10 protein-coding genes and 7 tRNA genes are annotated in these 12,030 nt (G+C 53.3%); 2 read left to right on the plus strand and 15 right to left on the minus strand.

The genetic code is table 11. The features are described 5' to 3' along the window. Positions 1–52: 52 nt before the first annotated feature. From lnt to miaB, 5 genes are all read right to left on the minus strand, one after another. The gene (gene lnt, locus NMC31_RS00605; RefSeq protein WP_253896626.1) at positions 53–1,591 is read right to left on the minus strand and encodes an apolipoprotein N-acyltransferase; all 1,539 of its coding nucleotides are present in this window, start codon (positions 1,589–1,591) and stop codon (positions 53–55) included. A gap of 22 nt (positions 1,592–1,613) precedes the next feature. Then, a complete protein-coding gene (gene corC / locus NMC31_RS00610; RefSeq protein WP_015965366.1) occupies positions 1,614–2,492 on the minus strand; it encodes a CNNM family magnesium/cobalt transport protein CorC in 879 nt (292 codons plus the stop codon). 97 nt (positions 2,493–2,589) lie between these two features. After that, positions 2,590–3,057, minus strand: coding sequence for an rRNA maturation RNase YbeY (ybeY, locus tag NMC31_RS00615; RefSeq protein ID WP_149464390.1), 468 nt, complete (start codon positions 3,055–3,057; stop codon positions 2,590–2,592). After that, positions 3,054–4,100: a PhoH family protein gene (locus NMC31_RS00620; protein WP_253896627.1), complete on the minus strand. Its 1,047-nt coding sequence runs from the start codon at positions 4,098–4,100 to the stop codon at positions 3,054–3,056. The genes ybeY and NMC31_RS00620 overlap by 4 nt, the downstream gene beginning before the upstream one ends. A gap of 186 nt (positions 4,101–4,286) precedes the next feature. Beyond that, entirely contained in the window at positions 4,287–5,711 is a 1,425-nt protein-coding gene (gene miaB, locus NMC31_RS00625) for a tRNA (N6-isopentenyl adenosine(37)-C2)-methylthiotransferase MiaB (protein ID WP_149464392.1), read from the minus strand. 162 nt (positions 5,712–5,873) lie between these two features. Between miaB and ubiF the strand changes: the two genes are divergently transcribed. Further along, complete coding sequence (gene ubiF, locus NMC31_RS00630; RefSeq protein ID WP_253896628.1) at positions 5,874–7,049, plus strand: 3-demethoxyubiquinol 3-hydroxylase; 1,176 nt, start codon at positions 5,874–5,876, stop codon at positions 7,047–7,049. Positions 7,050–7,057: 8 nt separating this feature from the next. Here ubiF and NMC31_RS00635 read toward each other — a convergent pair whose 3' ends face one another. The 8 genes from NMC31_RS00635 to NMC31_RS00670 form a co-directional block, all read right to left on the minus strand. Further along, positions 7,058–7,642, minus strand: coding sequence for a hypothetical protein (locus NMC31_RS00635; RefSeq protein WP_253896629.1), 585 nt, complete (start codon positions 7,640–7,642; stop codon positions 7,058–7,060). Between the two features lie 126 nt (positions 7,643–7,768). Continuing rightward, positions 7,769–7,843: transfer RNA gene (locus tag NMC31_RS00640), tRNA-Gln, on the minus strand. Between the two features lie 36 nt (positions 7,844–7,879). Continuing rightward, a tRNA-Gln gene (locus NMC31_RS00645) sits at positions 7,880–7,954 on the minus strand. Between the two features lie 44 nt (positions 7,955–7,998). Further along, positions 7,999–8,075: transfer RNA gene (locus NMC31_RS00650), tRNA-Met, on the minus strand. Between the two features lie 19 nt (positions 8,076–8,094). After that, positions 8,095–8,169 (minus strand) — tRNA-Gln (locus NMC31_RS00655). A gap of 37 nt (positions 8,170–8,206) precedes the next feature. Continuing rightward, positions 8,207–8,281 (minus strand) — tRNA-Gln (locus NMC31_RS00660). Positions 8,282–8,304: 23 nt separating this feature from the next. Next, positions 8,305–8,389, minus strand: a tRNA-Leu gene (locus NMC31_RS00665). Positions 8,390–8,398: 9 nt separating this feature from the next. Next, positions 8,399–8,475, minus strand: a tRNA-Met gene (locus NMC31_RS00670). 348 nt (positions 8,476–8,823) lie between these two features. Between NMC31_RS00670 and NMC31_RS00675 the strand changes: the two genes are divergently transcribed. Further along, a complete protein-coding gene (locus NMC31_RS00675) occupies positions 8,824–9,264 on the plus strand; it encodes a hypothetical protein (protein WP_253896630.1) in 441 nt (146 codons plus the stop codon). A 44-nt stretch (positions 9,265–9,308) separates the two neighbouring features. Here the strand turns inward: NMC31_RS00675 and asnB are convergent, their stop codons facing one another. Further along, positions 9,309–10,973: an asparagine synthase B gene (gene asnB, locus NMC31_RS00680; protein WP_149464396.1), complete on the minus strand. Its 1,665-nt coding sequence runs from the start codon at positions 10,971–10,973 to the stop codon at positions 9,309–9,311. A gap of 255 nt (positions 10,974–11,228) precedes the next feature. Next, positions 11,229–11,981 (minus strand): ribonucleotide monophosphatase NagD, encoded by a 753-nt coding sequence (nagD, locus tag NMC31_RS00685; RefSeq protein ID WP_015965359.1) that lies wholly within the window; start codon positions 11,979–11,981, stop codon positions 11,229–11,231. Positions 11,982–12,030: the final 49 nt, after the last annotated feature.

A 12,030-nucleotide genomic window follows, 5' to 3' on the forward strand; every position in this document is an offset into this window, starting at 1 on the left:
CGAACAGTCCCCTCTCCCTGTGGGAGAGTGTTAGGGTGAGGGGGGGAAGCGGTTACTTGCGACGCTGACGCAAACTCATCACCAGCGCACCAAAGCCAAACAGCGCGGTGAGCACCCACAGCGGCCAGTTGCCGGTACGTGCATACGGTGTTAAGCCGGTCGTTGGCGTCACGGAGGTGGTTAATACCTGACGAGTGAACTGCGGGATCATCGCCTGAATCTCACCCTGCGGACCAATCACGGCGGTGATGCCGTTGTTGGTGCTGCGCAGCAACGGACGTGCCAGCTCCAGCGAACGCATGCGCGCCATCTGGAAGTGCTGCCACGGGCCGATAGACTTACCAAACCACGCATCGTTAGAGATGGTCAGCAGGAAGTCTGTATCCGGACGGAAGTTATCGCGTACCTGCTCGCCGAGAATAATCTCGTAGCAAATCGCCGCTGTCAGCCTCAGGTTGTGCGCCAGCAGCTGCGGCTGAACGTATGCGCCTCGGCTAAAGGATGACATCGGCAGGTCGAAGAACGGTGCCAGTGGGCGCAGAATCGATTCCAGCGGAACAAACTCACCAAACGGGACCAGGTGGTTTTTATTGTAGCGATTTCTCGATTCGTAGCTGTACGGGCTATCTTTACCCAACGTGATGATGGTGTTGTAGGTGTCGTAACGGTTCTGTTTATTCAGACGCGCGTCAACGATACCGGTCACCAGCGTGGTGTCTTTCGAACGCAGCAGGTCATCCATCATGCGCAGGAAGTTCTGCTGATTGATTTCCAGGTCCGGAATAGCGGATTCCGGCCAGATAATCAGTTGCGATTTGCCCATCTCCGGCTGCGAGGCATCGAGATAAATTTTCAGCGTATTAATCAGCTGATTTTCATCCCATTTTAATGACTGCGCGATATCGCCCTGTACCAGAGAAACCTGCGTCGCGCGCTGTGGCTCAAGCTGATACCACTGAATGTAACGCAGCGGGAAGGGCAGCGCGAAGAGCACGATGGCGATTACCGCCGGACGCCAGTTGCGGGTGCAGGCAGCAAGTACCAGCAGACCGCTGACTGACATCAGCAGGAAGTTGATCGCTTCCACGCCCATAATCGGCGCAATGCCTTTCAGCGGGCCATCAATCTGACTGTAGCCAAACTGCAACCATGGGAAGCCGGTCAGCACCCAGCCGCGCAGGAATTCAGTGATTTGCCATACCACAGGCGCAGCAATGGCGACACGGATCCAGTTCGCTTTCGGCCACAGACGCGACAGAATACCGGTAAACAGCCCGGTATAAAGTGACATGTACGCGGCCAGTAATGCCACGAGGAAAACGTTCACCGGCCCGGGCATACCGCCAAACTGGGCGATACTGACGTAAATCCAGTGAATGCCGGAACCGAACAGCCCCAGCCCCCAGAAGTAGCCAATCCAGGCACTTTGCAGCGGTCGGCGATTGAAAGTGAGCCCCTGTAAACCCATCAATGAGATGAGCGCGGCAGGCCAGATATCATAAGGAGAAAAAGCCAGCGTTCCGCTGGCTCCGAATAACAGCGCCAGCAGTAAGCGCACGCGCTGGCGTTCAATAAGAGAGGCAAATACCATTTAGGTGAAATGTCCTGTTAGTTTAGTCTTCCATTTTCGGCTGTGGCGCGTCATCAGGAAGTTTGACATGAACCTGAATGATACGGCGGCTGTCCGCCATTGCCACTTTGAATTGGTAACCGTCGATGTCGATGGTCTCGCCGCGTGCCGGCAGATGACCAAACGCCTGCATCACCAGCCCGCCGATGGTATCGACTTCTTCATCGCTGAAGTGGGTACTGAAGGCTTCGTTGAAATCTTCGATTGAGGCCAGCGCGCGCACCGTCCAGGTGTGGCGGCTGAGCTGACGGAAGTCGATGTCATCTTCTTCGTCGTACTCATCTTCAATTTCACCAACGATCAGTTCCAGAATATCTTCGATGGTGACGAGGCCGGAAACGCCGCCAAACTCATCGATAACAATCGCCATGTGATAGCGCTGTGAGCGGAACTCCTTGAGCATCCGGTCAACCCGTTTGCTCTCAGGTACGACAACCGCCTGGCGTAACACTTTGTCCATGCTGAAGGCTTCGGCATCGCTGCGCATAAACGGCAGCAAGTCTTTGGCCATCAAAATCCCTTCGATGTGATCTTTGTCTTCGCTAATCACCGGGAAACGGGAGTGCGCAGATTCGATGATGACGTCGAGACATTCATCAAGGGTCTGGTTACGTTTCAGGGTAATCATCTGGGAACGCGGGATCATGATATCGCGAACGCGCTGGTCGGCGATGTCCATCACCCCTTCGAGCATATCGCGCGTATCTTCGTCGATAAGGTCGTTCTGCCCGGAATCACGGATCAGCTCCAGCAGTTCATCGCGGTTTTTCGGTTCACCGTGGAAAAGCTGGCTGAGTAAGAGGGAGAAAAATCCCTTTTTGCTGCTTACTGTGTCACTACTGTGTGAATTGTCGTCGCTCATGGCGTCGTTTGGGTTCTCATGGTTAGTTAATCAGGGCCGTCACGCGCAAACTCAGCGTTAGACGGCAATAAAATACCGTCGGGCCGAAGCCCGGCAGTTACTCTTTCTCGGCAATGTACGGATCCTCATAGCCCAGAGCAAGCATTATCTCCGTTTCGATGCCTTCCATCTCTTCGGCTTCGTCATCTTCGATATGGTCGTAGCCCAGCAGATGCAGGCTGCCGTGCACTACCATGTGCGCCCAGTGGGAATCGAGCGACACATTTTGCTCTTTGGCTTCGCGTTCAACCACCTGACGGCAGATGATGAGATCGCCCAGTAGCGGCATCTCCATTCCCGGCGGTGCTTCAAACGGGAAAGAGAGCACGTTGGTCGGCTTGTCCATTCCGCGATAGGTCAGGTTAAGCTCGTGGCTTTCAGCGGTATCCACCAGGCGAATCGTCACTTCTGATTCTTCCTGAAATTGCGGGATAACGGCATCCAGCCATGCCTGAAATTGACTTTCATCGGGCAGACCGGTGTTATCTTCACAGGCCAACTGGAGATCGAGGATCACCTGACTCATTTCTGCTCCTGTTCCTGAGCTTCGCGTTTTCTTTCCGCAGCCAGCTCAGCTTTACGTTTTTGTTCCGCTTCTTCCCACGCTTCATAGGCGTTAACGATGCGCGCCACCACAGGGTGACGGACCACGTCTTCGCTGTGGAAGAAGTTAAAGCTAATTTCATCGACGTTTGCCAGTACTTCAACCGCGTGGCGCAGGCCGGATTTAGTATTACGCGGCAGGTCAATCTGGGTGACGTCGCCGGTGATGACTGCTTTCGAATTAAAGCCGATACGGGTCAGGAACATCTTCATCTGTTCGATAGTGGTGTTCTGGCTCTCATCGAGAATGATAAAGGCATCGTTCAGTGTGCGACCACGCATGTAGGCCAGTGGAGCCACTTCAATCACGTTACGTTCAATCAGTTTTTCCACTTTCTCGAAGCCGAGCATCTCAAACAGCGCGTCGTAAAGCGGGCGCAGATATGGGTCAACTTTCTGGCTCAAATCACCCGGCAGGAAGCCGAGTTTTTCACCGGCTTCTACTGCTGGTCGAGTGAGCAGAATACGGCGAATGTCCTGACGCTCCAGCGCATCAACCGCCGCCGCGACCGCCAGATAGGTTTTGCCGGTACCCGCCGGGCCCACGCCGAAGGTGATGTCGTGGTCAAGAATATTGGCGATGTACTGCGCCTGGTTCGGCGTACGCGGTTTAATCACGCCGCGCTTGGTTTTGATATTGACGGCTTTACCGTACTCCGGCACGCTCTCGGCGCTCTGTTCCAGCACACGCGCTTCTTTTATCGCGAGATGAATTTGCTCCGGTTCGATATCCTGAATCTGACCGCGCATCGGGGCGGTGTCGACATACAGACTGCGCAGAATATCTGCCGCTGCGGTGACGCAAATCGCGCGTCCGGTGAGTTTGAAATGGTTGTCGCGGCGGTTGATTTCGATGCCCAATCGCCGCTCAAGCTGTTTGATGTTGTCATCAAACGGGCCGCACAGGCTCAGCAGGCGGGTGTTGTCTGCTGGTTCCAGCGTAATTTCGCGAGTGTCTATGTTCAAACTGTTCCTCTTTCATGTTTGCCGGAAGGCGATATGCGTATCCGGCCTACGATTAGGCTCATCCCGACAATCGGGTCATCATTGATGAAATTATTCACGCCAGCGAATAAAGGCGCAAGCATTGCAATGGATATTTGGGTGGAAGGCAGAGAAAACAAGGCCTGCCGGAGCGGCAGGCCGAAAGGTTTACGGCTGGTAGACACCGACGCCCAGGTCATTCTCTTTACGGGTTCGAGAGATGACGGACTCCGGCGATTCAACCACGCGTAGCCCCATTTCATCTTCCGTGCGCACCAGTTTGCCGCGCAGTGAGTTGGTATAGACATCCACAATCTCAACATCGACAAACTTACCGACCATATCCGGAGTACCCTCAAAGTTCACCACACGGTTATTTTCGGTGCGTCCGGTCAGTTCCATCACGCTCTTACGCGACAGGCCTTCCACCAGAATACGTTGTGTAGTGCCGAGCATGCGGCGGCTCCACGCCATGGCCTGCTGGTTGATACGCTCCTGCAAAATATACAGACGCTGTTTTTTCTCTTCTTCCGGCACGTCGTCAACCATATCGGCGGCTGGCGTACCCGGGCGTGCAGAGAAAATAAAGCTGTAGCTAACGTCGAAATTGACTTCGCCAATCAGTTTCATGGTTTGCTCGAAGTCCTGCGTCGTTTCACCGGGGAAGCCGACAATAAAGTCAGAGCTAATCTGAATATCCGGACGCGCGGCGCGCAGTTTGCGGATAATCGATTTGTACTCCAGCACGGTGTGCGTGCGGCCCATCAGGTTCAGTACGCGGTCGGAACCACACTGGACCGGCAGATGCAGGAAACTCACCAGTTCCGGCGTATCGCGATACACATCGATAATATCGTCGGTAAATTCGATTGGGTGGCTGGTGGTGAAACGCAGGCGGTCGATACCGTCGATAGCGGCGACCAGGCGCAGCAGTTCGGAGAATGAACCGGTCGTGCCGTCATAGTTCTCACCACGCCAGGCGTTAACGTTCTGGCCGAGCAGGTGAATCTCACGCACGCCTTGTGCCGCCAGTTGCGCCACTTCAAACAGAATATCGTCGCACGGACGGCTCACTTCTTCACCACGGGTATACGGCACCACGCAGTAAGTACAATATTTGTTGCAGCCTTCCATGATGGAGACGAAGGCGGTCGGGCCTTCTGCGCGCGGTTCCGGCAGACGGTCAAACTTCTCGATTTCCGGGAAGCTGACATCGATGACCGGGCGGCGGTTGCCACGCACGGTATCAATCATCTCAGGCAGGCGGTGTAAGGTCTGCGGGCCAAAAATAATATCGACGTAATGTGCACGCTGGCGGATCAGTTTTCCTTCCTGAGAGGCCACGCAGCCGCCCACACCAATAATCAGCTTCGGATTTTTTTCCTTTAATAATTTCCAGCGGCCTAATTGGTGGAAAACTTTTTCCTGTGCCTTCTCGCGGATAGAGCAGGTATTCAACAGCAGCACATCCGCTTCTTCAGCCACATCAGTGAGTTGATACCCGTGAGTGGCATCCAGCAGATCGGCCATCCTGGATGAATCGTACTCATTCATCTGACAGCCCCAGGTTTTAATATGGAGTTTTTTTGTCATCGACTTGCTCTTGCTCAAATGTTTAACCCCCGAAAATGGCGGGGAAATAGCCAGGAATGCAGGGCGCGTATTGTAATGCTTTGACGCGGTTGTGACCAGTATGACCTCAAGCGGCGCAAAATCCGGTAAACTTAACGCATTAACGGTTAAGGATAATTGACTATGACAATTCAGCAAACAGACATCGTTGTGGTAGGCGGTGGGATGGTCGGCGGCGCACTGGCGTTAGGGCTGGTGCGTGAAGGGTTCTCCGTCACCGTGCTGGAGAAATCCGCGCCTGTTGCGTTTGATCCGGCATCGCCGCCCGATGTGCGTATTTCGGCTATCAGCGCCGCGTCGGTATCGCTTCTGCGCGGGCTCGACGTCTGGGATGCGATTCAGGCGATGCGCGTGCATGCCTGGCGTCGTCTGGAGACCTGGGAGTGGCAAAACGCGCACGTGGTATTTGATGCCGCTGAGCTGAAGTTGCCGCAGTTGGGTTATATGGTAGAGAACAACGTCTTACAGCTGGCGCTGTGGCAGGTGCTTGAGGCACATCCGCAGGTCACGCTGAAAACGGGTCAAACCCTCAGCGCAATGACGATGGTCGCCGGGCGACGTGTAGTGACGCTGGCAGAAGGCGAAACGTTGTCCGCACGTCTGGTGATTGGTGCGGACGGCGCATTTTCCCAGGTACGTCAGATGGCTGGCATTGGCACACATGGCTGGCAATATCCGCAATCCTGCATGCTGATCACCGTACAGTGCGAGAACGATCCGGGCGACAGCACCTGGCAGCAGTTTTCACCTACCGGGCCGCGCGCGTTTTTACCGCTCTTTGAACACTGGGCATCGCTGGTGTGGTATGACACGCCAGCACGGATTCGCCAGTTGCAGACGCTCACCATGACGCAGCTGCAACAGGAAATTCATACTCATTTTCCGCAGCGTTTAGGACATGTCACGCCGGTTGCCGCGGGTTCGTTCCCACTGACACGTCGCCATGCGTTGCAATATATCCAGCCGGGGCTGGCGCTGGTGGGCGATGCGGCGCATACCATTCATCCGCTGGCGGGGCAGGGAGTGAATCTGGGCTATCGTGATATGGATGCGCTGATTGACGTGCTGGCGAATGCGCGCGGTTATGCCGAAGATTGGGCCAGTGAAACGGTGCTGAAGCGCTATCAGGCGCGCCGTCGTGCGGATAATCTGCTGATGCAGTCCGGGATGGATCTCTTCTATGCCGGCTTTAGCAACGATCTCAGCCCGCTGAAAGTGGTGCGGAATCTCGGGCTGATGGCCGCCCAGCGCGCAGGCGTGTTAAAACGTCAGGCGCTGAAGTATGCGTTAGGCGTGTAGCGCACGGGCTATACAAGGCGCGAAAAAAGCGTGACGCGTTTCTTCCCCTTTTTCACAAAACCCTGATACCAGAGACTTCCACTCTCGGTCATCAGGGTTTCGCACTGCCAGTTACCGGCCGCAATGAGATAAAGCGTCCAGAGATTACGACTCATTTTATACACGATAAACATCAGTACTATAGCGGCGAGTGACTCTTTCATAGAGGGCTCAGGGGAAGGGGCATATTCAAGTACCAGAATGGCAATAGTGATGCATTGAATTATAAGTTTGCCTGTGATGCCCGACATAAAAAATGCTTTGAGTCTTTGAGGGGACCAGAAACAGGGATTTTTTAATACCTGAAGCCGCTCCTGGGCTGGAAAACCATGAATGTATTGTGTCCAGTGTAAATCGGCGGTGATCATTAGCGCCGTGCCGGCTTCGCTGAGCCGATGTAATCGCATGGATATGATGACGGGAAAAATGATACCGATAAAAAAAACGTAAAATACGGGCGCAGAGATACCGTAGTTTGCAAGAATGATGCAAATTAGCGCCACAAGACAAATGACAACTTTTTGCAGAAAGGGAGAGTAAAGATCAGCGTCCATTGCTAAATCCATTAGCTGTGAAAGCGGGCAATGTATCACCAGGCGCTGACGGCTTCTACGGGGCGGGATTTTTTTCGGATTTCATAAAACAAAAAAGCCCGCCGAAGCGAGCTTTTTTGTTTTATGTGGCTGGGGTACGAGGATTCGAACCTCGGAATGCCGGAATCAGAATCCGGTGCCTTACCGCTTGGCGATACCCCAACAGGGCGCGTTCACAATCTGAACGTCTTTTAAATATGGCTGGGGTACGAGGATTCGAACCTCGGAATGCTGGTATCAGAAACCAGAGCCTTACCGCTTGGCGATACCCCAACAATTCTTGCTAATTTACCGAAGTGATCGATAAATTTCTAATTTGGTGGCTACGACGGGATTCGAACCTGTGACCCCATCATTATGAGTGATGTGCTCTAACCAACTGAGCTACGTAGCCAATTTACTGCTTTCTTCGATGGCTGGGGTACCTGGATTCGAACCAGGGAATGCCGGTATCAAAAACCGGTGCCTTACCGCTTGGCGATACCCCAATACCGTCGCGGTTAACCGCAAATATCGAAGAAAAAATGGCTGGGGTACCTGGATTCGAACCAGGGAATGCCGGTATCAAAAACCGGTGCCTTACCGCTTGGCGATACCCCATCCGTGCAACGCTTACTGGTGAATGGTGCGGGAGGCGAGACTTGAACTCGCACACCTTGCGGCGCCAGAACCTAAATCTGGTGCGTCTACCAATTTCGCCACTCCCGCAAAAAAAGATGGTGGCTACGACGGGATTCGAACCTGTGACCCCATCATTATGAGTGATGTGCTCTAACCAACTGAGCTACGTAGCCATCTTTTTTTCGCGTTACCTTATCGGCGTTGCGGGGCGCATTATGCGTATTGAGCCTTGTAGCGTCAACCTCTTTTTCACGGAAAATTGCCGGAATGTGACTGTTTGGTTAGGTTGCGAACAGCGTGATGGAATATTCGGCAAAAATTGGTTGCTTCGTGTTTTTATCCACGGCATGAAGCTGTTATTTCAGTGTAAAGGATGAAATTCGGATTCCATCAATAGTGTTGATAAATTGCTCTGTGAAATACTAACGCCGCCAAATTTGTCAGGGCAGGAAGCCTTGCGCCTGTACATTTGTCACGACCATGAGGGGAACTCCCCATCGCTACATTATTGAGGGAATAGTATGTTGCGTTTGATAACCGCTTTTTTAGGTGTTTTTTTCCTGATGCAGTCCGCGTTTGCCGATCAGGCTCGGCCGGAAACCAGCAAATATGTGCAGGCTTATCGCGGGCAAGAAGGTGCCGTTGTCTGGCTGATGCGCATTGGGCCACGCGAAGCGAATGAAGCGTTAGTGCAGGTTTCGCATGTCGATAACGACATTGACGGGCGTATTTTCCGCTGCAAAGTTCAAATTACGCGAGACGGTGAGAAAAGCTATACCGCTGAAATAAAAGGGAAACCGTTTGAACTGGTGCGCATTAAAGAAGGCAGCGGTAACCTCTATATTCCCGATGAGCAATCCAACGGGTGGATCAACTATAGCGAGGAACTTTCTAACGGATCGGGTGCTAACGCGGAACATTTCCTGACAGCGTACCTGGAACAGGATACGAAAAAACAGTAATAAAAAACCCCGGCTTGTGGGCCGGGGCATTTCACAAAACGCTGTTATTTGTAGGCTGACTGGTGAACGCCCACCGCGCGACCAGACGGATCGTCCATGGTTTTGAACGCTTCATCCCACTCAATCGCTTTCGCAGAAGAGCACGCGACTGACGGGCCGCCCGGCACGCATTCCGCTGCGCTTGGCACCGGGAACAACTCTTCGAAGATTTCGCGGTACAGGTAACCCTCTTTAGAGCCCGGCGTGTTGTAGGGGAAGCGGAAGTGTGCGGTTTCCAGCTGCTGGTCGGTAACCTGTTTCGCCGCCACTTCTTTCAGTGTGTCAATCCAGCTGTAGCCTACGCCATCAGAGAACTGCTCTTTCTGGCGCCATGCCACGCTTGCCGGCAGGTAGGATTCAAAACATTCACGCAGAACGTGTTTTTCCATTTTGCCGTTGCCGCACATTTTATCCTGCGGGTTAATACGCATCGCCACGTCGAGGAATTTTTTATCCAGGAACGGTACGCGTGCTTCCACGCCCCAGGCCGACATTGCTTTGTTGGCGCGTGCACAGTCGTACATGTGCAGTGCCTGCAATTTACGTACGGTCTCTTCGTGCAGCTCTTTCGCGTTTGGCGCTTTGTGGAAGTAAAGATAACCGCCAAACACTTCGTCAGAACCTTCGCCAGAGAGCACCATTTTGATACCCATCGCTTTGATTTTGCGCGACATTAAATACATCGGCGTCGAGGCGCGAATGGTCGTTACATCATACGTTTCGATGTGATAGATAACATCACGAATGGCATCCAGACCTTCCTGCACGGTGAAGTGAATTTCATGGTGCACGGTGCCGAGGTGGTTTGCCACTTCCTGCGCGGCTTTCAGGTCAGGAGATCCTTCCAGGCCAACCGCAAAGGAGTGCAGTTGCGGCCACCAGGCTTCGGAGCGTTCCCCATCTTCCACGCGACGTGCGGCGAATTTTTTAGTGATGGCGGAAATCACGGAGGAATCCAGACCACCGGAGAGCAGGACGCCGTAAGGCACGTCAGACATCAGGTGGCTTTTTACGGACTCTTCCAGCGCCTGGCGCAGTTCGTTTTTATCAGTAACGTTGTCTTTCACTGCGTCATAGTCAAACCAGTCACGCTGATAATACTGACGAATTTCGCCATCTTTGCTCCACAGGTAACTGCCAGCCGGGAACTCTTTGATGGTACGGCAAACCGGGGTCAGCGCTTTCATTTCAGAGGCAACATAGAAGTTACCGAATTCGTCGTAACCCATATACAGCGGGATAATGCCGATGTGGTCGCGGCCAATCAGGTAGGCGTCTTTTTCGCTATCGTAGAGCGCGAAGGCAAACATCCCCTGCAAATCGTCAAGGAATTCCGGGCCTTTTTCCTGATACAGCGCGAGGATCACTTCGCAGTCAGAACCGGTCTGAAACTGGTAGCGGTCAGCGTATTCCGCGCGCAGTGCCTGATGGTTATAGATTTCACCGTTCACGGCCAGCGCATGCGTTTTCTTTTCGTTATACAGCGGCTGCGCACCGGCGTTGACGTCAACAATCGACAGACGTTCGTGCGCCAGAATGGCTTTGTCGCACGCATAAATACCGGACCAGTCCGGGCCGCGATGGCGCATCAGGCGGGAGAGCTCAAGCGCTTTTTTACGCAGCTCGCCCGCGTCAGTTTTAATATCCAGTACACCAAAAATCGAACACATAGACTTCTCCGTTAACCCTGTAATGTCGTGAAATTGTTGTGGCTATGGGATAAAAAATGCCGTAAAGCGCGAAAGGGCGCAAGCGTTTTAGGGGCTGAAAAAGAAATAGTGCAACAGGAGTTGTTGGATGCTGAAAAACGGACAGGTATTAACCTACAAAATTGATGATTCGATAATAAAATAGCGGTTTTATTAAATGAATCTATGTTTGCGGGTGTTGCCGGATAAGCGAAGTGTAACCCGGCAACATAAATCTTAAATCACATCGATTTCCGCGACCGACGGATAAATCCACGATGGGCGGAACGGCATGCTGTCGATATCGTCCAGCGTCGAGACGCCAGAGAGCACCAGAATGGTCTCCAGACCGGCCTGGAAGCCCGCCAGAATATCGGTACGCAGGTTATCGCCAACGATCACTGTCTGCTCGGAGTGCGCCTGCATTTTGTTCAGCGCGGCGCGGATAATCCACGGGCTGGGTTTGCCCACGTAGAACGGTTTGCGACCGGAAATTTTTTCGATACCCGCGCACAGTGCGCCGCAGGCCGGGTAAAAACCGCGACCGTGGGTGTCCGGGTTGGTGGCAATAAAGCGTGCGCCGTTGGCGACGAAGAAGGCCGCTTTATGCATCATTTCCCAGTTATAGGAGCGGGTTTCGCCCACAATTACGAAATCCGGGTTCACATCGGTAATGGTAAAACCGGCTTTGTAGAGTTCGTGGATCAGCGCGCCTTCGCCAACAACGTAGGCTTTTTTCCCTTCCTGACGACGCAGGAAATCCGCGGTTGCCATCGCCGAGGTGTAAAACACGCTATCTGGCACGTCTACGCCTGCGGTGGCGAAACGGTTCGCCAGGTCTTGCCCGGTTTGGGAGGGATAGTTGGTCAACAGTACCAGCGGCAGGCCTTTCTCCAGAATTCGAGTTAGAAATTCTGCGGCACCCGGTACGGCCACGTTATCGTGCATCAGCACGCCGTCGATATCACAAATTACATTCTGAATGGTCATGGACTACCTGACATGGTCTGAAAGAGGCGTAATTATACACGGAATTACG

It is taken from the genome of Pseudocitrobacter vendiensis (genome assembly GCF_943590815.1).
In the GTDB taxonomy this organism is placed as follows: Bacteria; Pseudomonadota; Gammaproteobacteria; order Enterobacterales; family Enterobacteriaceae; genus Pseudocitrobacter; species Pseudocitrobacter vendiensis.